This window comes from Actinoplanes siamensis (assembly GCF_016862395.1).
Classification (GTDB): domain Bacteria; phylum Actinomycetota; class Actinomycetes; order Mycobacteriales; family Micromonosporaceae; genus Actinoplanes; species Actinoplanes siamensis.
Genome location: NZ_BOMW01000016.1, coordinates 58,020 through 80,535 on the forward strand (window position 1 = coordinate 58,020; position 22,516 = coordinate 80,535).

Sequence of the window (22,516 nt, forward strand, 5' to 3'; positions counted from 1 at the left end):
CCCCTCGGAATGTGATCCGGCTCTCTCTGGTGGAGCCATTAATGCAAACGGTTGCTGAAGTGTCAACGCCCTTCGATGTCCCCTCTGGTGCCGGATCATCACGTATCCGGGGCAAAATTGGACATTTATCGTCCACGCATTGACTTGCATCGTCATCTGCTCCCTAATCTGTTGCAAACGTTTGCCGAATGGAGGCGCCTTGACTCGTTTCGCCCTCGTCGGGGCCGGCGCCCGCGCCGGGATGTTCGTCCGGGCGCTCACCGACCACGCCGGCGTCGCCCAGCTGGTGGCGCTGGCCGACACCAACCCGGCGCGGCTCGCGGTCCACAACCGGCGGCTGGAGGACCTCGGGAGAAAACCGGTTCCCGCGTACGACGCGGCCGACTTCACCGAGATGCTGCGGCGCGAACGCGTCGACGTCGTGGTGGTCACCACCGTGGACCGCTATCACGAGCAGTACCTGGTCGCGGCCATGGAAGCCGGCTGCGACGCGGTCACCGAGAAACCGATGACCGTGGACGCCGCGTCGTGCCGGCGGATCCTCGAGACCTCGCGCCGGACCGGCCGCAGCGTCCGGGTCACCTTCAACTACCGCTACAACCCGCTGCACGAGGCCGTGAAGCGCGAACTGCGCCAGATCGGCGAGATCGGATCGGTGCACTTCGAATGGCTGCTCGACGTCCGGCACGGCGCCGACTACTTCCGCCGCTGGCACCGCGACAAGGCCAACTCCGGCGGCCTGCTGGTGCACAAGGCCGGCCACCACTTCGACCTGGTCAACTGGTGGCTGGACGACGGTCCCGACCAGGTCTTCGCGGCCGGGCGGCTGTTCTTCTACGGCGAGCAGGGCCGGCGCCACGGGTACGCCCGGGACTACGACCGCGCGCACGGCGCGGCCGCCGCCGAAGGCGACCCGTTCGCGCTGCGGATGGCCGACGAGCCGGCGATGCGGGAGCTGTACCTGCGGGCCGAGCAGCACGACGGCTACCTGCGCGACCGCAACGTCTTCGCCCCGGGCGTGACGATCGAGGACGACATGGCGGTCCTGGTCCGCTACGCCCGGGGCGCCTCGATGAGTTACCACCTCACGGCGTACGCGCCCTGGGAGGGGTACCGGGTGATGTTCAACGGCAGCCGTGGCCGCCTGGAACTGGAAGTCGTCGAGACCGACCACGTCGCACCGGCCTCGGCCGCCGGCGTCAAGGGTGAGCCCGGCTCCCTCTCCACCGCCGAGCGGGGCTGGCGGCGGCTGCTGATCCGGCCGTTCTGGGCGCCGCCGCGGGAGATCGAGGTGGACGGGTACTCCCGGCAGGGGCACGGTGGAGCCGATGTCCGCATGCTCGCCGACCTCGTCCGCCCGGATCCGCCCGCCGATCCGCTCGGGCGTTCCGCCGATGCCGTGGCCGGCGCCCGTGCCCTGCTCACCGGCCTGGCCGCCAACGAAAGCCTGGCAACCGGACAGGCCGTCCGCGTGCACGACCTCCTAGATCTTGAGGAGCTCAGTTGACACTGTTCCCCGCCGAGGCGACCCAGCGCCAGATCGCCCGTGAGCTCTACGCCCACGCCCGTGACCTGCCGCTGATCAGCCCACACGGTCATGTCGACCCGGCGCTGCTGGCCGACGACGAGCCGTTCCCGGACCCGGCCCGGCTGTTCGTGGTGCCCGACCACTACGTCACCCGGATGCTGGCCAGCCAGGGCATCCCACCCGCCCGGCTGGGCGTGCCGAGCGTCGACGGCAGCGAGGTGGAGACCGACGGCCGGGCGATCTGGCGGCTGCTCGCCGAGAACTGGCACCTTTTCCGCGGCACGCCGTCGCGGCTCTGGACCGAGAAGGTGTTCGCCGAGGTGTTCGGCTTCGACAAGCGCTTCGGCGCGGAGACCGCCGACGAGATCTACGACGAGCTCTCGGCCCGGCTGGCCGAGCCGGAGTACCGGCCGCGGGCGCTGTTCACCCGGTTCAACATCGAGGTGCTGGCCACCACCGAGAGCCCGATCGACGACCTCGCGGTGCACGCCAAGCTCGCGGCCGACGGTTGGGGCGGCCCCGGCGGGCGGGTGATCACCACGTTCCGGCCGGACAACCTGGTCGACATGGAGTGGGCCGGCTGGGCCGAGCGGGTGGCCGCACTCGGCGAGCTGACCGGGCAGGACGTGGGCACGTACCCCGGCTTCCTGGCCGCGCTGCGGGCCCGCCGGGAGCTGTTCGTCGCGGCCGGCGCCACCAGCTCGGACCACGGCCACCCGACCGCGGCCACCCTCGACCTCAGCGACGCGGACGCGGCCGTGCTCTACCGCAAGGGCCTGGGCGGCGCGGCCGACGCCGCGGACGCCGAGGCGTTCCGGGCACACATGCTCGTCGAGTTCGCCCGGATGTCGCTGGACGACGGCCTGGTCATGCAGCTGCACCCGGGCTCGGTGCGCAACCACAACCGGGCGCTGCACGCCCGGCACGGCCGCGACGTCGGCGGCGACATCCCGTCCGCGACCGAGTACGTCCGGGCCCTGCGGCCGCTGCTGGACCGCCACGGCGACGACCCCCGCCTGCGGATCGTCCTCTACACGCTGGACGAGACCACGTTCACCCGGGAACTCGCGCCGCTCGCCGGCGGGTACGCGGCCCTCTACCTGGGCGCGCCGTGGTGGTTCCTGGACAGCCCGGAGGGGCTGCGCCGGTTCCGCGAGACGGTCACCGAGACCGCCGGGTTCTACAACACGGCCGGCTTCGTCGACGACACCCGCGCGTTCTGCTCGATCCCGGCCCGGCACGACGTGGCCCGCCGGGTCGACGCCGGTTTCCTGGCCCGGCTGGTCGCCGAGGACCGGCTGCCGCTCGACGAGGCCGCCGAGACCATCGCTGACCTGGCGTACCACCTGCCGAAGAAGGTCTTCCGGCTGGACGGTCCGGCATGACCGTGACCACCGGGCTGAGCCTCGCCGCGCTGCACCGCCTCGCCCCGCAGAACCGTCCCGCGGTGCGCCCCGGGGACGTGCGCCCCGGCATCCTGCACCTCGGGCTCGGCGCGTTCCACCGCGCCCATCAGGCCGTCTACACCGAGACCGCGGTCGCGGCGAGCGGCGGCGAGTGGGGCATCGTCGGGGTCGCGCCGCGCTCCCGGGACGTGCTCGACAAACTGCGGGCCCAGGACCGGCTCTACAGTGTGCTGACGGTCGGCGGCGACGGCGGGGACCACGCCCGTGCGGTCGGGATCCTGTCCGGACTGGGCCATGCGGCCGGCGATCCGTACGGCGTGCTCGCGGCGATCGCCGATCCCGGGATCCGGATCGTGTCGCTGACCGTGACCGAGAAGGCGTACCGGCTCGGCCCGGACGGGCGACTGCTGCTCGACGACGAGCTGCGGGCCCAACTGACCGGGGCGGCCCCGCCGGTGAGCGTGCCCGCCCTGCTGGCCCGGGGGCTGCTCGCCCGCACGGCCCCGCTGACCGTGCTGTGCTGTGACAACCTGCAGGGCAACGGGCCCCGGATCCAGGGGATGGTGGCCCAGGCGCTGGAGGTGGCCGGCGCCTCGCTGCCCGACGGCGTGGACTTCCCGGCCACCATGGTGGACCGGATCGTGCCGGCGACCAGCGCGGACCACCTGCGCCGGGCGGCCGCCGCGCTGGGCGCCGCGGACCGGGCGCCGGTGGTGGCCGAGCCGTTCCACCAGTGGGTGATCGAGGACCGGTTCCCGGGCGGGCGGCCCGACTGGGGCGCCGCCGGGGCGATCCTGACCACGGACGTCGCCCCGTGGGAGACGCTCAAGCTGCGCGCGCTGAACTCGGTGCACTCGGCCTGCGCGTACCTCGGCGCGCTGGCCGGCCGGGAGATGATCGCGTCGGTGCTGGAGCTGCCCGGCATGGACGGGCTGCTGCGCAGGTTCCTCGCCGAGGACATCGCGCCCTCGGTCACCCCGCCGCCGGGAGTGACCGTTCTCGATTACGGCGAGACGGTGCTCGAACGATTCGCCAACCGGGAGCTCGGCCATCGTACGCACCAGGTCGCCATGGACGGCACGCAGAAGTTGCCGCACCGGCTGCTCGGGACGATCGCCGACCGGCGCCGGGCCGGCGCCGTGCCGGCGTGGGCGGCGCTGGTGCTCGCCGGGTGGATGCGGTTCGTGCGGGGATACGCCGACGACGGGTCCGCGCTGCCGCTCGACGACCCGCTGGCCGGCCGGATCCGGGCGATCGTGCGGGCCGCGCCGGACACGCCGGAGGGGCTGGTCGACGCGCTGCTCGGGCTCTCCGAGGTGTTCCCGGCGGGGTTCGCCGACGACGCGTCGCTGCGCGCCGAGCTGATCCGCTGGTCGGGGGAGCTGGCCCGGCACGGCGCGGCGCGGACGATCGCGGCGGCCGGGCGATGACTGCCCGGGTGGCGCTCGTCGGCGCCGGCGGGCACGGCCTGTCGCACCGGCGCAAGCTGCGGGAACTCGCCGGGCGCGGGCTGCTGGAGATCGCCGCGCTGTGCGACAGGAACCCGGTGGAGCCGGAGCCCGGAGTGCCGTTCTTCGACGACCACGAGACGATGCTCCGGGCCGTCCGCCCGGACGCCGTCATCGTGTGCACGCCGCCGCACACGCACCTGCCGATCGCCCTGGACTGCCTGGCCGCGGGCGCGGACCTGCTGCTGGAGAAGCCTCCGGTGGTCTCCGTCGCCGAGCACGCGGAACTGGAGGCCGCGGTGCGGCGCACCGGGCGCCGCGTCCAGGTGGGCTTCCAGGCGCTCGGGTCGGCGGCGCTCGCCGCTTTCCGGCAGGCGGCCCCCGACGGGCCGCTGGTCTCCGCGGCCGGCGCCTGGTGGCGCCCGGACAGCTACTACCGGCGGGCGCCCTGGGCCGGTAAACAGGCGGCCTTCGACGGGGCGCTGGTCAACCCGTTCGCGCATGCGCTGATGCAGGCGCTGGCGGTGGCCGGCCGGTTCGCGCCGGTGTCGCTGGAACTGGAGCGATACAAAACCCGGGACATTCAGACCGACGACTGTACGTTCATGCGGCTGACCGGTTCCGACGGGCGGCGTCTGGTGGCCGCGGTGACCCTGGCGTCCGAGGTCTTCGTGGCCGGGGAGATCCGGGTCGGTGATGCCCTGCTGGAGTACCCGACGGACCGGGTGCGGCTGCCGGGGGAGCGGTTCCGCGAAGTCCCCGGACGGGTCGGGTTGCTGGAGAACCTGCTTTCCGGCGCCGAGTTGATCGCCCCGCTGGACCGGACCCGGACCTTCACCGCCGTCGCCGAGGCCATCGTGGCGGCGCCCGCCCCGGCGCCGCTCCCCGGCCTCCGGCCGCATCCCGACGGCACCGGGAAGGTCGTGCCCGGGATCGACCAACTCGTCCGGCAGGTGGCCGCCACCGGGCTCCTGCCGTCCGAAAGTGACATCGCCTGGGCGGTTGGGCCGCACCGGGTGCTCTTCGAGACCGAGGAAGGCGGGATCCATGCGCAAGCTGAACATCGCTGAGTTCCAGGAGCACCACCGCGGGCCCACGTTCACCAGTGTGCTGCCGGGTCACGTCGTACAGAGGGGCGGGTTCCGGGTTTATCCCGAGCCGAACTTCCGGACGCATGACGAACCCGGGCGGCACGTCCACACCGTGCCCGAGATCTTCGTGATCGTGCAGGGCAGCGGGGTGATCGAGACGGACGGGGCCGAGGTGGACAGGTTCCGCGCGGGCGAGGCGCTGCTCTTCGAACCCGGCGAGGACCACCACCTGATCAGCCGCGGTGACCAGCCGCTGGTCTTCGTGTGGATGCACCTGGAACCCGTTTCCTGACCTCGGGAGTCGTCCATGCCCCGGAGAACCGCTCTCGCGGTGACGTTCGGCCTGCTCCTCGCCGGCGTCGCCACCGTACCCGCATCCGCGGCCGCCACCACCGTCCCCGCCGTCGCCCGGGAGGTCCTCCCCGCGAACGACGGCTGGGCCGCCGGGACCACCGGCGGCGCCGCCGCCGACGACGACCACGTCTTCGTGGTCCGCACCCGGGACCAGCTCGCCGCCGCGCTCGCCGGCACCGACACCGCGCCCCGGATCGTGCTGGTCGCCGGCACGCTGCGGCCGGACGGGGACTGCGCCGCGTACGCCGACCCCGCGTACTCGCTGGACGCGTACCTCGCCGCCTACGACCCGGCGGTCTGGGGCCGGACCACCAGGCCGAGCGGCCCGCCGGAGGAGGCCCGCGCCCGGTCCGCGAAGAACCAGGCCGCCGACGTCCAGCTCAGGGTGCCCTCCAACACCACGATCCTCGGTCTGGCCAACGCCCGGCTGATCGGGCTGAACCTGCTCGTCTCCAGTGCCGACAACGTGATCATCCGCAACCTGACGTTCGAGGACGCCGCCGACTGCTTCCCGGTGTGGGATCCGACAGACGGCGCGGACGGCAACTGGAACTCCGCGTACGACCTGATCACGCTGACCGGCGGCACGCACGTCTGGGCCGACCACAACACGTTCGGCGACGGCGACAACGTGGACTCCGCGCAGCCGCTCCACTTCGGGCGCCCCTACCAGGTACACGACGGCGCGCTCGACGTGATCCGGGCGTCCGACCTGGTGACGATCTCCTGGAACGTCTTCCAGGAGCACGACAAGACGATGCTGATCGGCTCCACCAACACGGTCGGAGCCGACGTCGGCAAGCTGCGGGTCACCCTGCACCACAACAAGTTCGCCAACGTCGGCCAGCGCGCCCCGCGGATCCGGTTCGGCCAGGTCGACGTCTACGACAACTACTACTACGCGACGGACGAGGACACCTACGAGTACTCCTGGGGCGTCGGCGTCCACTCCGCCCTGTACGCCGAGAACAACTTCTTCCTGCGCAGCGCGGACATCCCGCTCGACGACGTGGTCCACGACTGGGGCGGCACCGCGATGACCGAGAAGGGCACTCTGACCCGGATCGGCACCGGCCCGGTCACCGAAGTGAGCCTGCTCGCCGCGTACAACGCCACGTACGACCCGGACCTGGGCACGGACGCCGGCTGGACACCGACGCTGCGCCCCGGCCCGATCACACCGACCGCCCAGGTCCCGGCCGTGGTGGACGCCCGATCCGGCGCCGGCCGGCTCTCGCCGAGGTGACGTGGATCGGCCGGGGCGCCGCCCCGGCCGGCCCGTAAAATCCCGGCCAACCCCGGGGATAAGGGCGACCTTAAATGCGCGGGGGTCTGTTCCTTAAGTTTCCCTTTGGTTCGATCCGTGCTGGGAGCGTTCCCGTAAGGACGGGATGAGAAACACGGTCCGAACGGAAGGCGGCACAATGAAGCGCTACCGGAGCTACCGGAGTAACGCGGGAGGATCCAACGTCCGACGCTGGCGGGTGGCCGGCATCGTGGGCGTCGCGGTGGTCCTGGCCGGAGTGGGGCTGGGTGTGGCGAACGCGGCGACTTCGGACACCGTGCCTACCGTGAACTGCCCCCAGGTGGCGCCGCGGCTGGTGTCCGTCCCGGCCTCGGCCAAGGCTGAGGTGGAACGGAACCTGGCCCTGCTGAACACCCAGATCCAGGAGGCCAACAAGCGTCTGGCGACCTCGGCCGGCCAGGGCGGCCCGAACTTCGTCCAGAACGCGATCCTCGGCCCGCTGAAGGACAAGCGGGCGTCCACGATCGATCGGATCGCGATCAGTATCGGACGTACCGCCGCCAAGCCGAACCTGCCGGTGGACTCGCTCGCGACCTGTGGGCTGAACCAGAACGGCGGCGGGAACGCGGCTCCGGAGCCGACCGCGGTCGCTGGTCCGAGCGCGCCCGCGACCGGTGGCGCCAACGCCGGAAACGGCGCCGCGAATGGCGTCCCGACGGTGAACTGCCCGACCGTGGAGGACAAGCTGCCGGCCGTTCCGGCGTCCGCGCAGGCCGAGATCGAGCGCAATCTGGCCCTGCTGGACACACAGATTCAGGAAGCGAACAAGCGCCTCGCGAGCACCGTCGGCCAGGGTGGCGCGAACTTCATTCAGAATGCGATTCTCGGCCCGCTGGAGGACAAGCGGTTCTCGACGATCAACCGGATGGAGACGGCGATCGGGCGTGCCGCGGCGAAGCCGGACCTGAACGCCGAGGAACTGTCCACCTGCGGCCTGAACCAGTGACCCGGCGCTAGCCGGAAAGAAAGGGGCCCCTCCGGGGCCCTTTTCCCGTTCAGGCGCTCCCGCGCAGGATCAGGCGGGTGGGCAGGACCGTCTCGTGCTCGACCGCCTCGTCGCCGTCCAGCTTCGCCAGCAGCAGGCGGACCATCTCCTGGCCCATCTGCCCCACCGGCTGGAAGACGCTGGTCAGCGGCGGATCGGTGTGCCGCGCGATCACCGAGTCGTCGAAGCCCACCACGGCCACGTCCTCGGGCACTCGGCGGCCCGAGCGGCGCAGCACCCGCAGCGCTCCGGCGGCCATCATGTCGGAGGCCGCGAACACCGCGTCCAGCTGTGGATGATTCGCCAGCAACCACTCCATCGCCATGGCGCCGCTGATCTCGCCGAAGTCGCCGGCCGCGGCCGGGCCGTCCCCGACGACGTCGCGATAGCCCTGGTAACGCGCCACGCCCGGCGCCATGTCCATCGGGCCGGTGATCGTCGCGATGCAGCGGCGGCCCTGCTCCCGCAGGTACGACACGGCGGCCCGGGCGCCGCCCCGGTTGTCCGCGTCGACGAAGCTCAGGCCCGGATGCGCCGACCGGCCGGCCCGCACCGTCGGCACCCCGCGCTCCTCCAGCATCACCGGCAGCGGGTCGTCGCCGTGCAGCGACAGCAGCAGCGCTCCGTCCACGTGCTGGCGGGTGAGGTAGCCCTCCAGCTGACGGCGCTCCTCCGGCGCCTGCGCGATCATGAGGACCATCTGCAGGTTCCGCGCGACCAGCACGGACGACACCGACTGGACGATCCGGCCGAAGAACGGCTCGGCGAAGAAGCGCTCACCGGACTCGAAGACGACAATGGCTATCGAATCGGTTCGCTGGGTGACGAGCGCGCGGGCGGCCCGGTTGGGAACGTAACCAAGCTCGTCGATCGCGTCCTGCACCGCCTTGCGAGCCTTGGGGCTGACCTGGGCGGAGCCGTTCACCACCCGGGAGACCGTGCCCCGGCCGACGCCGGCCCGGGCGGCGACCTCCTCCAGGGTCGGCCGCCCCGCCGAGCGGTTGCTGTTGTCCCTCATCGCCAGCCGTCCTTTCCACGGTCACCGGCTGGAGACAAGGTACAACCGCCATGCCGCCGGGCCAGTGATTCTAGTGGGCGTCCCGGCAGCCGCGGGAGCGCTCTCGGCCGTACGGGTGGCGGAATCCTTGCGATCCGGGTCGGGACCGCCACTTCCGGGGGTGCCGCGTCGCCCGGCACAGTGGTGACATGCGGGGACACATGGTGGCAATGCTTCTCCTGCCGGGCGCCTCACCCCTGGATGTCGGCATTCCGGCACAGGTCTTCGCGTCACGGCACGGCCTGAACTACCGGGCGGTCCCGTGCGCGACGCGGCCCGGACCGGTGCCGGGGCGCGACGGCCTGGGCTTCCACGTCGAGGCGGGCCTGGAAGCCCTCGGCGAGGCCGACACGATCATCGTGCCCGGCTTCATGAACCCGGCCGGCCCGGTCGACCCGGTCGTGCTCGACGCGCTGCGCGAGGCGGCGTTCCGCGGCGCCCGGATGGTGTCCATCTGCGGCGGCGCGTTCGCACTGGCCGCGGCCGGCCTGCTGGACGGCAGGCGGGCCACCACGCACTGGCAGATGGCCGCCACGCTGGCCCGGGAGTACCCGAAGGTGACAGTCGACGGCAAGGTGCTCTTCGTCGACGAGGGGCAGGTGCTCACCTCGGCCGGAGTGGCCGCGGGGATCGACGTGTGCCTGCACCTGGTCCGGCGCGACCACGGCGTGCAGGCGTCCAACGCGATCGCCCGGGTGCTGGTCGCTGCGCCGTACCGCAGCGGCGGTCAGTCCCAGTACGTGCCGCGCAGCATCCCGGAGCCGCTCGGCGACGTCTTCGCGGCCACCCGGGAATGGGCCCTGGCGCACCTGGAGGAGCCGCTCACCGTGGCCACGCTGGCCCGGCACGCGGGCGTCTCGGAGCGCACGTTCGGCCGCCGGTTCGTCGAGGACACCGGGTACACCCCGATGCAGTGGGTGCTGCGGGCCCGAGTCGACCTGGCCCGGGAGATGCTGGAGCGCACCGCCCTCGGGATCGAGCAGATCGCCGCGCGGGTGGGCGTCGGCACCGGCGCCAACCTGCGCCTGCACTTCCAGCGGATCCTCAGCACGACACCGAGCGACTACCGGAAGGCGTTTGCCGGCAAGCTTGCGTAGCGTGGCGCTCCGCAGCACGACGCCGAGCGACTACCGGAAAACGTTTGGCGGCAAGCTTGCGTAGCGTGGCGCTCCGCCATCTGACCGGCGGGAGCGCGGGAAGCGACGCTGAGGTCATGACAAACCCAGTCGGAACAACCAGGGTAGCCATCAACGGTTTCGGACGCATCGGCCGCAACGTCCTGCGCGCGGCCGCCGGCAGCGACGTCGAGATCGTCGCGATAAACGACCTGACCGATTCCGGCACCCTGGCCCACCTGCTGCGGTACGACAGCACGCTGGGCCGGTTCGCCGGCCGGGTCGAGGCGCACGAGGACCACCTGCTCGTCGACGGGCGCCGGATCGAGGTGACGTCCGTCCGTACCCCCGAGGATCTGCCCTGGAAGGAGCTCGGCGTCGACGTCGCGCTGGAGTCGACCGGGCGGTTCACCGCGGCCGCCGACGCGCGCGCCCATCTCGCCGCGGGCGCCCGGAAGGTGCTGGTCAGCGCGCCGTCCAAGGGCGCCGATCTGACCATCGCCTACGGCCTGAACCACGGCGACTACGACCCGGCCACGCACGACGTGGTGTCGAACGCGTCGTGCACCACCAACGGCCTCGCGCCGCTCGCATCGGTGCTGGACGACCTGGCCGGGATCGAGACCGGGTCGATGACCACGATCCACGCGTACACCCAGGAGCAGAACCTGCAGGACGGGCCGCACCGGGACCTGCGCCGGGCGCGTGCCGCCGCGCTCAACATCGCTCCGACCACGACCGGCGCCGCCACCGCGATCGGGCTGGTGCTGCCGCGTCTGGCCGGCAAGCTGACCGGCTACTCGGTGCGCGTGCCGGTTCCGGTGGGCTCCCTGGTGGAGCTGAACGCGATCGTGGACCGGCCGGTCACGGTCGAGGAGATCAACAGCGCCTTCGAGGCGGCGGCGGGTGGTCCGCTGCGCGGGGTCCTGGAGTTCTCCGCGGATCCGCTGGTCTCCAGCGACATCACCGGGAATCCGGCGTCGTCGATCTTCGACTCGCTGCTGACCGGTGCCGGCGGGCGGCTGGTGAAGGTGGTGGCCTGGTACGACAACGAGTGGGGCTTCGCCAATCGGGTCGTCGACACGCTCTCCCTGCTGGGCCGCTAGATTCCGCCGAGCCGAGCCGAGCCGAGCCGAGCCCGCCCCGGCCGCCCGGCCGGTGGCAATGCCAGCGGCGGGCGGCGGGGCGGCGGTCGGCAGGCCGCCGCGGTGCGGGCCGCGCGACAGTGGGGGCGCGCGGTGGCGGGCCGCGGGCCAGCCGGGTGCGAGGATCGATCGACGGGACACGAGGTGGGTGGCGCCACGAGCGGCAGGGCGTTCTCTATGCTGTGCGGATGGCGGTCACCCTGGCAGATGTGGCCCGGCTGGCCGGGGTCTCCCCCGCCACCGTCTCCCGCGTGATCAACGACAGCGCCAAGAAGGTCGCGCCCGAGCTCCGCGAGCGCGTCCTGGCCGCCGTCGCCGAGCTGCACTACGTGCCGAACGCGCACGCGCAGAACGTGGCGCGGCCCCGCAAGTCCGCGGTCGGCGTGATCGTGCACGACGTCTCCGACCCGTATTTCGCCGAGATCACCCGGGGGCTGCAACGGCAGGCCGCGGCGCACGACCGGCTGCTGGTGATCTGCAACAGCTACCGGGAGCCGGAGCGCGAGCTGGCCTACGTCGCCCTGTTGCGCGCCCAGCAGGTGCACGCGCTGATCCTGGCCGGCTCGGGCTACCACGACGAGGCGTTCACCGCGCGGCTCAACGGTGAGCTCAACGCGTACCAGCAGGGCGGCGGCCGGGTCGCGGTGATCGGGCGGCACGAGCTGGTCGGCAGCGCGGTGCTCCCGGCGAACGAGGCCGGGGCGTACGAGCTGGGCTGCCGCGTGCTGAGCCGGGGTCACCGCCGGGTCGGCGTGATCGCCGGGCCGCGCGCGCTGACCACCACCACCGACCGGCTCTCCGGCATCCGCCGGGCAGCCGCCGAGTTGGACGTCGCGCTGGAGCACATCGTCTACGCCGACTTCACCCGGGACGGCGGGGCCGCCGCGGCCGGGGAACTGCTCGCCATGACGCCGGACCTGACCGCGATCCTGGCGCTCAACGACTCGATGGCGGTGGGCACGCTGGCCGCCCTGCGCGAGCGCGGCGTCTCCGTGCCCGGGCAGATCTCGGTGACCGGCTTCGATGACATGCCGATCGCCCGGGACGTCACCCCGTCGCTGACCACGGTCCGCTTGCCGCTGGTGGACATGGGGGAGCGGGCGATGGCGCTGGCGCTCGGCGACGACGCGGTGCCGGTGTCCGAGCCCGCCCGCGCGGAGGTGATCTGGCGGGAGAGCTGTGCGGGTACATTGCCCGGGTGACTGACGTGGACCGGCCGCACCGGGCCCCGGCCGCCGGGCGGGCTGTGGTGTGGACGCAATTCGCGCTGCTCGTCGCGTACCTCATCGGCAGTTTCGGGGTGTTGATCCTGGCGGCCGTGCGCAGCGGCGACCCGGCGGCGATCCTGCATCCCGGCCTGGAGCGGCTGGGCGATCCGAAGGAGTCACTGCCCGGCCTGGGACCGGATTCGGTCGCGAACCCGCTGGTCTGGATTTTCGGGGTGTGCCGGCTGATCGCCTGGTTCGTCTATCCGCTGGGGATCGCGATGCTGCTGTTCGGGGTGGTGACCCTGGTGCCGAGCTGGCGCCGGGGTGATCGCCGGACGTTCGCCCGGCTCGCCGTGCTCACCACGGTCTGGCTGGTTCTGATCCTGTTGGCGGTGTCCCCTTACGGTCAGGACCTGATGGGCTGGCTCCTGGATTGACGACCGCGGCCCCGGACGCGTTTTCACGATCCAGGGCCGCTTGATCCGGTACGACGGGTCAGGCCGGCGTGCTCTCGGCGGCCTGGTCCTCGATGATGGTCTTGATCCGGTCCGCCCGGGTCGGACTCTTGATGCCGGTCACCGCGGTCACCCGGTACCGGGTCAGCTTGCCGTTGGTGCGCAGGTGCTCGTGCAGTTGCGGGCCGAACTGGTCGAGGATCTCCTCGTCGCTCGGCCCGCGGCCACCCTGCGGGCGCGGGAGCAGGTGCTGCCACGGCTGATCGTTTCCGGACGGCTGACCGCCGAGCGCGGCCAGGTAGTCACTGACGAACTCGCGGACCGTCGCGTCGTCGAGGCGCGGCACGCTCGGCGCCAGCGTCATCGCCAGCTCGCGCGGGTCGGTCTCGTCGCTGCCCTCCATCTCCTCGACCAGCGCGGAGCGCAGCTCCTCGATCGCCGCCATCCAGGCCGCCGAGCCGACCGGTGCGGCGACCGGCTCCGGGAGAAGATCACGCCACGGGTACGTGGTGTCGCCGGGCTCGCCGTTCATCTCCCGGACGTAGTCGTTGACGAACGAGCGGACGACGCCCTCGCCGAGGTCGGCGACGCGCGGCGCGAGCGTGCGGGCCAGCTCGGCGACCCGCTGGTAGGTCATCTCCGGCAGGTTGTCGGCGTTGATCTCGTTGGCCACCAGACGGCTCAGGCGTTCCACCGCGAGGCGCCACCAGGGCGAGCCGACGATGTTGACGGCGCGCTGGGCGCCGGTGGGGGTGGCGGCCCAGGACGGGACGGCCGGTGCGCCGTTGGCGCCGTTGTTCCCGTTTTCCGCGGTGTGCCCGCCGGCGCCGTTCGTGGCGGCCGGGACCGGGGGGATCGGCGCGTTCGCGACGAACGGGCGGGGCGCGGCGGACACCGGGATCGGGCCGAGCACCGCTGGCACCGCGCCGGCCGGCAGGTCCCCGGTGGGGCGGAGGGGCGCCGGGAACTCGGCCGGGGCGTCCGCGCCGGCCGGGCTGGGCGCCGGCATCCCGAGCATCTCCTCGGGGGTCACCGCGGCGGCCAGCCGCTCGCCCAGGGAGGGGGCGTCGGGGGCCGAGTTGACCAGGGCGGCGAGTCGGGCGACGGTGGGCCGGACCGGTCCGGCCTCCTCGGGCTCCGCCGGGGCCGTGGGCGTGGCCGGCGGCGTGAACTGCACCGGCTGGACGGGGCGGGCCGGGGGCCCGGCCGGCTCGGTGGCGGGCTCGACCTCCGCGGTCCCGGCCGCCGGAGCGGCGATCGCCTCGGTCCCGGCCTGGCCCGCCTCGGTCCCGGCCGGTTCGGCCCCGGCCGGTGTGCCGGGCGTGCGGGCGGCCGGCACGGGCATCGCCCCGGCGGGCCGGGCGCTCGCCGGCACCAGCAGATCCATCACCCGCTGGATCCGGGCCAGCTGCTCCACCACGTCGTCGACGACCGGGTCCCCGGCGGTCCGGGCGTCCTTCAGCAACCGGCTGCGCCACCAGGCCCGCGGCCACCGACCGGCGCTGACCCGGTGGTGGTTGACGACCATCCGCCGCATCTGCCGCTCGGCGGCCATCCGCACCAGGTCCGGGTCGTCGTCCGGGATCAGCCAGCCCCACCGCTCGGCGAGCCGGCGCGGGCTGTACGCGAACCGGCCGCGGCGCACCCGCTGCCCGGCCGCGGTGAGCGCCGCCCACCACATCAGGAAGATCACGCACGGCACGGCCAGGCGCAGCAACTTCTCGGTGCCGGTGACCGCGTTGCTGGCCACGATGATGCCGGAGACCGCCGCGATCAGGGCGGCGATGTAGAGCATGGAGCCGGGGTGACCGGGCGTCAGGATCTCGCCGTCCGGGCCGTACACAGTGGTCCGCCGGTACTGCTCGGCGGCCAGCGAGGTGGCGGTCAGGAAGCAGATCTCGAAGACCGCGAAGACCAGCACCGCGAACACCTTGGGCAGGTGCAGCTGGTCGGTGGCGATCACCCACATGCCCTCGGCGTTGAGCAGCAGCGCCAGGTTCATGCTGAACGACAGCGCGATCGGCCGCAGCGGCTTCCTGGTGCGTTTGGCCCAGATCGCGAAGCCGATCAGCAGGGCCACGCCGAGCAGACCGGCGGACAGCAGCAGCAAGGCCGCGTAGTCCTGCCAGAAGCCGGAGAGCTGACGGTTGAGCTGGGTCATGCGGGGAGGCCCTTCATCGCAAACCGGGAGGTACGTCGGCCGGTCGTGGCGGCGTGCGCCCGGAGCCGGGACCGCGAACCGGCCGCGAGGTGGACGATCACGCCACTGCCGGTGATCGTGCGTGCGCTGCCTGGCACGGCGTCCCTCCTCGTCGTCGGGGCATTCTTGCTGGCGCGGATTTCTATCACGTATCCGGGGTCGCACGCGAAAGCACGCGACCGCGCGTGCTGTCCGTGGACGGTGACCGTCCGCGCGCCCTGCCCGGCGGCGCGGGCACGGGTCTCAGGCGCCGGCTCTGCCGAGATCGGACAGCCGGTCCTGGAGCAGGGCGGCCTGGTCGGCGGTGAGGCCGCCCTCGCCGAGGCGCTGGCGGACCTTCCTGCGGAGCAGGTCGACCTGCCGGCGGATGTCGGGATTGTCCTGGACGGCCAGCTGCCCGAGGAGGTTGCGGAAGTCCTGCGCCACGTCCGGGCGGATCCCGCCGGAGCTCTCGCCCCGCTCGACCGCGTCCTGGACCCGGGCCAGCGCCGCGTCCACGGTCAGGGTCCTCTCCGGCGTCGGCGCCGTGGTGACGGTGGTCCGCTCCAGCCGGGGCGCCGCGGAGGCCGCCGCCGGCGGCGTCACGCCGGTCGGTGCGTTCGACGGCGTCACCGGTGGCCGGGCGGCCAGGTCGTCGTCGGACCGGGACACCACGTGGACCAGGGCCAGCAACGCCACAGCCGTGGCGCCCAGCGCGGCCCCCACGGCGATCTTGCGGCCGCGGGTGATGCGGCCGTGCAGGCCGGCCGCCGGGACCCGGGCGTGACCGGTGGGGCGCGCGCCCGGCAGCGGGACGGTCGGCGCCTTCTTGTCCTCCGACGGGGCCAGCTCGGCCAGGACCTTCCACGCCTCGGCCGCGGAGGGCCGCCGGTCCGGCTCGTCGTCGAGGCAGCGGTGGATCAGATCGGCCAGGGCGGCGGGGAGGCCGGCCGGCAGGGGCGTGGGCCCGAGCTGTTGGGCGGCCGCCAGTTCCTCCCAGGTGTCCACACTGTACGGCGGCTCCCCGGCCACCATCTCGAAGAGCAGCACGCCGAGCCCGTACAGGTCGGTCGCCGGCTCGGCCGGCTTGCCGTCCAGCCGCTCCGGAGCGGCGTACGCAGGGGTGCCGAAGGTGGCCCCGGTGTCGTCGTCGTCCGGCTCGCCGACGCCGGCGCTGATCCCGAAGTCGAGCAGCTTGACGCCGCCCCTGCAGAGCATCACGTTGCCCGGCTTGATGTCACGGTGCACCACTCCGGCGGCGTGCGCGGCGGCGAGCGCCCCGGCCACCGCGGCGCCCACCGCGGCCGCGGCCGGCCACGGGATCGGGCCGTCGCAGAGCCGGGCCGCCACGGTCTCGCCGGCCAGAAGCTCCATCACCACGAACGGGACCACCGAGCCGTCCGGGCGGACCGCCTCCCGGTAGTCGTGCACGGACGCGATGCCGGGGTGCGAGAGCCGGGCGGCCAGGCGCGCCTCACGCCAGGCCAGGTGCGCGGCACGGATGTCGCCGGCCGGGAGCTTCACCGCGACGGGGCGGTCGAGCAGCTCGTCGGTGGCCCGCCAGACCTGCGCCATGCCGCCGGTCTCCAGCAACGTGACCAGGCGGTACCGCGAGACCAGGAGGGCACCCGGCGCCGGCCAGACATCGTGCATGCCGGAACATTCGCCCAGTGCGGCCCGCGTGTCAACCGGCAACCGATCGGCACCCCGCCGGGCAACCGGACGGGAACCCACGCCGCCGATGGTGGGGATTCCCCCGAGCACGAGGAGTTCCCCGATGCGCATGCGCCGTCTCGCCGTCGCCGTCACGCTGGCCGCGGCCGTCACGGTTCCCGTCGCGACCACCGGCGTGGTGGCCTACGCCGCCAAGCCCGGCCCGGCGCCCGCCGCGGCGAAGAAGGCCCCGAAGAAGGTGAAGGTGGCGTTCGCCGCCTCCGGCCGGGTCACCGCGTCCACCGCCGGGTCGGTCACCGTGGCTGTCAAGGGCGGCACCAAGGACGTGAAGGGCCGCACGGTCACCATCGGCGTGCCGTCCGGCGTCCGGGTCTCGCTGAACGGCAAGCGGGTCGCGGTGACCGCGCTCGCCGCCGGCTACCAGGTGACCATCGTCGGCACCCGGGTCGACGCGGTGTACACCGCGGCCAGGGTCGAGGCGACCGGCAAGGCGAGCAAGCCGAAGCCCGCTCCGGCCACCCCGACCACCGCTCCGGTCACTCCGGCGCCCTCGGCGCCCTCGGCGTCTCCGTCGGTCACGCCGTCCGACGCGCCGTCGGTCACGCCGTCCGACGCGCCCTCGGCCGAGCCCTCGGAGCCCGGCGACGTCGAGAGCTAGTCGATCGTCCGCGGGAGGGTTTCGGCCGCCTCGCGCAACGCCTTCGCGGCGACGGAGTACCCGTTGCCGGTGTACGTCCGCGACAACGGCCCCGGCACGGTGAAGTAGGCAGCCGCCAGCTTCGCCGGGTCGGTGGCGAGCTCACCGCGGGCCGGGACGTCGTTGCCGTCGTCCCAGCCCCACGGCGCGTTCGCCGAGTTGGTGCCGCAGCCCCAGGTGCCGGTGCCGCAGCCGCCGGTGGTGTCCCCGGCGAAGGTGCCCAGCGCCGCGAACAGGTTGCCGTTGTTGCGCTGGGCCCAGAGCCCGCCCGAGGCGAAGATGTCGACCAGCTTGTACCGGACGTCCCGGTCGTTGGGGCCGGACGGCGTCTCGGCAGTGGTCGACGGGTAGTAGACCAGGCCGTCCCCGTCGATGGTGTACTGCGGGTACGCCTTCAGCCCGTGGCCCTTGGACTCCTGCGCGGTCACCGGGTGCTGGAGGCCGTCGTGCGGGTTGTTCTGCGTCTGCAGCGTCCCGTCGATCGACTCGCCGCCCGAGGCCCAGGTGCTGCCGGCCGGGGTGTACGAGTAGAAGTCGGTGTGTGCCACGGTGACCGCCGCGCGCAGTTTGCCGTAGTCGGTGCCGTCCTTCTCGACGATCTCCAGCAGGCCCTCGCCGTCGTTCTCGTGCTCGGTCTCGAAGAACGGGTGGTCGACCCAGTCCCGCGGGTGGAAGAAGAAGTACGTCAGGTACCAGTGCGTGCCGGTCTCCACCACCGAGTAGTAGGCGTGCGCGGCGACGTCCTGTCCGGCGTTGTCCCAGTTGTTGCGCCCGTTCAGGTCGCCGTCGAAGTCGTAGCGGGTGATGTAGTCGGACTTGCCGCCCAGCGCGTGGTCGCCGGTCTGGTCCACGTCCTGGTAATGGATCGGCGCCCAGCGCAGCGCCAGGTCGGCGTTGGACACCGCGGCCCGCGCCGGGGTGGCGAGGGTCGTGGCCAGCAGCATCCCGGCCACTGTCGCACCGCTTCGTCGCATCGACTGTCCCCTTCGTTCAAACATTCAGATGTGTGAATCCAAGGGGTCGATGATGACCATCGGGCGAAGTTCACTTCAAGGGCGGGCGCGGAAACCCTAAACGCGTGGAGCGTCGCGCCGATCGATGCGGGGGCAGGCACACCGACATCGGGGAGGTGGTTGATGCCGGCCCCGTTCTGGCGTGACCGCGTGGTGGCGCCGATCGCCCTGGTGTCGATCGTGCTGTTCGGCTGCTATGCCCTGGAGCTGGGCAACGACCGGCAGCGGCTGATCCTCTGCTGGATCGTCGCGCCAGTCGCCGACCTGGGCACGTACCTGCTGGCCCGGCAGGCCTGCCGGATGCCCGGCCTGCCGGCCGCCACCCGGCGGTTCTGGTGGGCGATGGCGATGGCCGGGCTGCTCTTCGCGGCCGGCGACGCGGTCCAGCTCGGCTACGTGCTGGTCAGCCCGCGAATGACCGATTTCGTGCTGCACCCGCTGCAGGGCGCCCTCAGCGTGCTCGGCGCGATCCTGGTCTGCGCCGTCGGCCTGATGCACCCCAGCCAGCTCTGGTCGCGCGGCGCCCGGATCCGGGTCGCCCTGGACGCGGCCATCGTCTACAGCGCGGCCGGCGTCGCGATCTGGTGCCTGATCACCCGCCCGAGCGTGGCCCAGGACGGGGCGGCCGGCTTCGTGGCGGCGAGCTTCGGCTGCGGCGTACTGCTGATCGGTGGCTTCCTCGCGGTCAAGCTCGGGATGAGCGGGTCCAGCCCGATCTCGCTGCCGGCCGCCGTCCCGATCGTGGTCACCACCGCCGTGCAGGCGATCAGCAACGCCCTGCTGCCCAGCTCCAGCGTGCACGGGGTCACCTGGCCGGCGCTGCTGGTCCTGATCCCGTGCCTGCTGACGCTGGTGTCGCCGCGCCTGCAGACGCTGCACCTGCGGCGCGGCCCGGCCCCGCGGACCGACCAGGCCGGCCGGCGCGGGCGGCGGTACAGCTGGCTGCCCTACCTCGGGACGGTGCTCTGCGCCGCGGCCCTGGTCGCCGTGCTGCTGGTGCAGGGTCTCGGGCTGTCCGCCTGGGGCGCCCTGGCCGGCCTGCTGCTCAACGTGGCGCTGGTGGTCGCACGGCAGATGCTGGCGCTGGCCGAGAACAACACGCTGCTGGACCAGCTCGACGAGAGCCTCGCCGAGATCCGCCGCCGGGAGCGCCGGCAGGAGGCGCTGCTGCGGCACGCGTCCGACATCACCGCGATCGTACGCACCGACGGGCTGGTCACCTACCTGAACCCGGCCGTCGAACGGATCATCGGCGGGGCGCCCGAGGACTTCCTGGGCCGCAACATGCTGGATCTGATCCACCCCGGCGACGTGCAGCGGATCGGGGCCGAGATGGACCGGGTGTACGCCACGCCGGGCGCGAAGGCGGCCTTCGAGATGCGGGTACAGCACTACGACGACAGTTGGCGATGGCTCTCCGTGGTCGCCGGCAACCTGGTCGAGGAGCGCGGTATCGGCGGCGTGGTGATCAACGCCCGGGACATGACCGAGGAGTGGGAGCTGCGCGAGCGCCTGCGCTTCCAGGCCGGCCACGACGAGCTGACCGGGCTGGCGAACCGGCGGCTGTTCACCGACCGGATCCGCGCGGCCGGCACCGCCGAGGTGGCCGTGCTGCTCGTCGACCTGAACGGCTTCAAACAGATCAACGACACGCACGGGCACGCGGCCGGCGACGCCGTGCTGCGGCACGTGGCCGAACAGCTGCTGGCCGCCAGCGGGCCGGCCGACCTGGCCGCGCGGCTGGGCGGCGACGAGTTCGCCGTGTTGGCCGGTGAGGGCGCCGAGGAAGCGCGGCGGATCGCCGTCCGGCTGCGCACGGCGCTGGCCCGGCCCACCGAGATCGGCGGGCGGCGGCTCGCCGTCGGCGCCAGCATCGGCGTGGCCGCCGGGCGCGCGGACCGGCCGGACCAGCTCCTGCACGCCGCCGACCTGCGGATGTACGCCGACAAGCAGCGCCGTCGGGAGTACGCCGGATGAGCCGCCCTGGCGCCACGCCGCGCTCACCGGCGCCATCACCCTGACCGGCACCCTCTGGCGCGTGCTGTGGATGCTCACCGGACCCGGGCGCCGGTGACGACCGGGAGTCCCGGCGTGACTTGTCCGGCTGGGGTTCGTGCCGGCCAGCGGGCGCTGGTGACCACCACGGGTCCCGGTCTGACGCGCTCGGGCGGTGCGCGGCTGGTGGTGGGAGTGTGTCAGGCCGTTGCGGGACTTCTGCGGGCCGGCCGGGTTGGTGCGCGGCGGAGGGCGGTGGGGCGGGGATAATGTGCGGGCGATGGAGACGGCGGATGACGGTACGGGGACGGCGCGGTCCCTCGGGGACTGGCTGGAACGGCTCTCGTTCGCCGACCTGAGCGAGGCCGAGGCGACCGCGCGGATCATCGGCGCGGTCGAGGAGTGGGCCGCCGCGCGGCGCTGGCGGGTCTATCGCCGGGCGCCCAGCGTCTTCCCGCTGCCGGCGCCGCTGCGCGGGAATTCCGTGCTGGACGTGGCCTGCGCCCGGCCGGCCGGCGCGGCGCCGGTCGCGATCGAGGTGGATCGGCTGGACCGGCAGCGCACGGTGGACAAACTGCTCGCCGAGGCGGCCGCCGGGCGGGTGGCGATCTGGGTGCGCTGGGGCCCCGGGCCGTTCCCGTCGCCACCGCTGCCGGTGCACATGGTGACCCGGGAGGCCGCGCGGCGCGGCGGGAAGTGGCATACGGTGTCCGAGCGGCCCGCCCCGGAGCACTCCGGCGGCCCGCCCGTCGTCGCCGAAGCCGAGGAGCTCCCGTGGAACCCATGACCGTCGCCGCCGGGAGGTCCCCGCGGCGCTGTGACCGAGGCGGCGGGACTCCGGCGCGAGTCTCCCCGGGGCGCTGTGACCGAGGCCGGGGAACTCCGGCCGCACGGCTCCGCGGCCGGAGCCGGGGGGCTGCCGTGCACGCGGTCACCGGGGGGTTCTCGTGGGCGCGGTGACCGAGGCGCCGTCGCGGCTGGCGTGGCGGGTCACCGAGCCGCTGCACGCCCTGGTCTACCTCGTGCCGGAGGCGGCCGAGGTGTACGCCCGGCTGGGCCTGGAGCCGATGGCCGGTTACTTCGCCGCCCGTGGGGCGGCGTTCGGCGAGGCCGGTCCGGCCCTGGTGGCCGCGACGTTCTACAACTTCAACCCCGCGATGATCGCCCGCGCCCTCCCTGCCGCCTGGGCGACAGTGACCCCGGAGCAGATGGTCGCGGCCCGGCTGGAGATCGCCGGCACCGCGCTCACCCGGGCGCTCGGCGCCGAGACCCTGGCCTCGCCGGAGGTGGCCGAGGCCGCCGAGCTGGCCCGCACCGCGGCGCTGCACGCGGCCACGCTGCCGCACGGCCGCCCGCTGTTCGCCGCGCACACCGCGCTGAGCTGGCCGGACGCCCCGCACCTGGTGCTCTTCCACGCCCAGACGCTGCTGCGCGAGTTCCGCGGCGACGGGCACATCGCGGCCCTGGTCGCGGCCGGGATCAGCGGGCTGGAGGCGATCGTGCTGCACGTGGCCACCGGCGCGGTGGACGGGCGGTTCCTCAGGGTCACCCGGGGCTGGAGCCGGGACCAGTGGGCGGCGGCCACCGAGGCGCTGCGCGAGCGCGGGCTGATGACCGGCGACGAGCTGTCCGAGGAGGGGCGCCGGGTGCGGGAGGGGCTGGAGGCGGCCACCGACCGGCTGGCCGAGCCCGCCTACGCCACGCTCGGCGCGGCGGGCTGTCTCCGGCTGGCCGAGTTGACCCGGCCGCTGAGCAGGACCGTGGTCAAGGCCGGGATGCTCGATCCGGCCGGTCTGACGGATGCCGCCGGCGAGAGCAAACACACAGAGTGATGCCAGAATCACTTGTCGTCACCTCGCC

The 22,516-nt window shown here is 73.2% G+C and carries 19 protein-coding genes; 15 read left to right on the forward strand and 4 right to left on the reverse strand.

What is annotated here, in order from left to right:
- The first annotated feature begins 199 nt into the window (after positions 1-199).
- The 7 genes from Asi03nite_RS08150 to Asi03nite_RS08180 all read left to right on the forward strand — a co-directional run bounded on the left by Asi03nite_RS08150 (position 200) and on the right by Asi03nite_RS08180 (position 8,079).
- The gene (locus Asi03nite_RS08150) at positions 200-1,507 is read left to right on the forward strand and encodes a Gfo/Idh/MocA family protein (RefSeq protein ID WP_203677818.1); all 1,308 of its coding nucleotides are present in this window, start codon (positions 200-202) and stop codon (positions 1,505-1,507) included.
- Positions 1,504-2,913: a glucuronate isomerase gene (uxaC, locus tag Asi03nite_RS08155; RefSeq protein WP_203677819.1), complete on the forward strand. Its 1,410-nt coding sequence runs from the start codon at positions 1,504-1,506 to the stop codon at positions 2,911-2,913. Before Asi03nite_RS08150 ends, uxaC begins: the two co-directional genes overlap by 4 nt.
- Positions 2,910-4,364 (forward strand): mannitol dehydrogenase family protein, encoded by a 1,455-nt coding sequence (locus Asi03nite_RS08160; RefSeq protein ID WP_203677820.1) that lies wholly within the window; start codon positions 2,910-2,912, stop codon positions 4,362-4,364. Before uxaC ends, Asi03nite_RS08160 begins: the two co-directional genes overlap by 4 nt.
- Positions 4,361-5,452 (forward strand): Gfo/Idh/MocA family protein, encoded by a 1,092-nt coding sequence (locus tag Asi03nite_RS08165; RefSeq protein WP_203677821.1) that lies wholly within the window; start codon positions 4,361-4,363, stop codon positions 5,450-5,452. The genes Asi03nite_RS08160 and Asi03nite_RS08165 overlap by 4 nt, the downstream gene beginning before the upstream one ends.
- Positions 5,430-5,765, forward strand: a complete 336-nt coding sequence (locus Asi03nite_RS08170) for a cupin domain-containing protein (RefSeq protein ID WP_203677822.1) — start codon at positions 5,430-5,432, stop codon at positions 5,763-5,765. Before Asi03nite_RS08165 ends, Asi03nite_RS08170 begins: the two co-directional genes overlap by 23 nt.
- Positions 5,766-5,780: 15 nt before the next feature.
- Complete coding sequence (locus tag Asi03nite_RS08175; protein ID WP_203677823.1) at positions 5,781-7,073, forward strand: pectate lyase family protein; 1,293 nt, start codon at positions 5,781-5,783, stop codon at positions 7,071-7,073.
- 178 nt (positions 7,074-7,251) lie between these two features.
- Entirely contained in the window at positions 7,252-8,079 is an 828-nt protein-coding gene (locus tag Asi03nite_RS08180; protein WP_203677824.1) for a hypothetical protein, read from the forward strand.
- A 49-nt stretch (positions 8,080-8,128) separates the two neighbouring features.
- On the opposite strand, the gene Asi03nite_RS08185 is transcribed toward Asi03nite_RS08180, so the two are convergent.
- Positions 8,129-9,136: a LacI family DNA-binding transcriptional regulator gene (locus tag Asi03nite_RS08185; RefSeq protein WP_203677825.1), complete on the reverse strand. Its 1,008-nt coding sequence runs from the start codon at positions 9,134-9,136 to the stop codon at positions 8,129-8,131.
- 188 nt (positions 9,137-9,324) lie between these two features.
- Here Asi03nite_RS08185 and Asi03nite_RS08190 point away from each other — a divergent pair, with 188 nt between their 5' ends.
- From Asi03nite_RS08190 to Asi03nite_RS08205, 4 genes are all read left to right on the forward strand, one after another.
- Positions 9,325-10,272 carry a GlxA family transcriptional regulator gene (locus tag Asi03nite_RS08190; protein ID WP_203677826.1) on the forward strand — a complete coding sequence of 316 codons (948 nt, stop codon included), beginning with the start codon at positions 9,325-9,327 and terminating at the stop codon, positions 10,270-10,272.
- A gap of 116 nt (positions 10,273-10,388) precedes the next feature.
- Positions 10,389-11,396, forward strand: coding sequence for a type I glyceraldehyde-3-phosphate dehydrogenase (gene gap / locus Asi03nite_RS08195; protein WP_203677827.1), 1,008 nt, complete (start codon positions 10,389-10,391; stop codon positions 11,394-11,396).
- A 227-nt stretch (positions 11,397-11,623) separates the two neighbouring features.
- A complete protein-coding gene (locus Asi03nite_RS08200) occupies positions 11,624-12,637 on the forward strand; it encodes a LacI family DNA-binding transcriptional regulator (protein WP_203677828.1) in 1,014 nt (337 codons plus the stop codon).
- Positions 12,634-13,080: a hypothetical protein gene (locus Asi03nite_RS08205; protein WP_203677829.1), complete on the forward strand. Its 447-nt coding sequence runs from the start codon at positions 12,634-12,636 to the stop codon at positions 13,078-13,080. The genes Asi03nite_RS08200 and Asi03nite_RS08205 overlap by 4 nt, the downstream gene beginning before the upstream one ends.
- A gap of 58 nt (positions 13,081-13,138) precedes the next feature.
- Here Asi03nite_RS08205 and Asi03nite_RS08210 read toward each other — a convergent pair whose 3' ends face one another.
- Positions 13,139-15,259 carry an MFS transporter gene (locus Asi03nite_RS08210; protein ID WP_203677830.1) on the reverse strand — a complete coding sequence of 707 codons (2,121 nt, stop codon included), beginning with the start codon at positions 15,257-15,259 and terminating at the stop codon, positions 13,139-13,141.
- A 282-nt stretch (positions 15,260-15,541) separates the two neighbouring features.
- On the reverse strand, positions 15,542-16,930 hold the full coding sequence (locus Asi03nite_RS08215; RefSeq protein WP_203677831.1) for a serine/threonine-protein kinase: 1,389 nt from the start codon (positions 16,928-16,930) through the stop codon (positions 15,542-15,544).
- 124 nt (positions 16,931-17,054) lie between these two features.
- Here Asi03nite_RS08215 and Asi03nite_RS08220 point away from each other — a divergent pair, with 124 nt between their 5' ends.
- Positions 17,055-17,609 (forward strand): hypothetical protein, encoded by a 555-nt coding sequence (locus Asi03nite_RS08220; RefSeq protein WP_203677832.1) that lies wholly within the window; start codon positions 17,055-17,057, stop codon positions 17,607-17,609.
- Here the strand turns inward: Asi03nite_RS08220 and Asi03nite_RS08225 are convergent.
- Positions 17,606-18,622, reverse strand: a complete 1,017-nt coding sequence (locus tag Asi03nite_RS08225) for a hypothetical protein (protein ID WP_203677833.1) — start codon at positions 18,620-18,622, stop codon at positions 17,606-17,608. The genes Asi03nite_RS08220 and Asi03nite_RS08225 overlap by 4 nt on opposite strands.
- A 162-nt stretch (positions 18,623-18,784) precedes the next feature.
- Here Asi03nite_RS08225 and Asi03nite_RS08230 point away from each other — a divergent pair, with 162 nt between their 5' ends.
- The 3 genes from Asi03nite_RS08230 (at position 18,785) to Asi03nite_RS08240 (ending at position 22,488) form a co-directional block, all read left to right on the forward strand.
- Positions 18,785-20,638, forward strand: a complete 1,854-nt coding sequence (locus Asi03nite_RS08230) for a sensor domain-containing diguanylate cyclase (RefSeq protein ID WP_203677834.1) — start codon at positions 18,785-18,787, stop codon at positions 20,636-20,638.
- Between the two features lie 298 nt (positions 20,639-20,936).
- Entirely contained in the window at positions 20,937-21,443 is a 507-nt protein-coding gene (locus Asi03nite_RS08235) for a hypothetical protein (protein ID WP_203677835.1), read from the forward strand.
- A gap of 169 nt (positions 21,444-21,612) precedes the next feature.
- Entirely contained in the window at positions 21,613-22,488 is an 876-nt protein-coding gene (locus tag Asi03nite_RS08240) for an SCO6745 family protein (protein WP_239102527.1), read from the forward strand.
- Positions 22,489-22,516 lie beyond the last annotated feature (28 nt).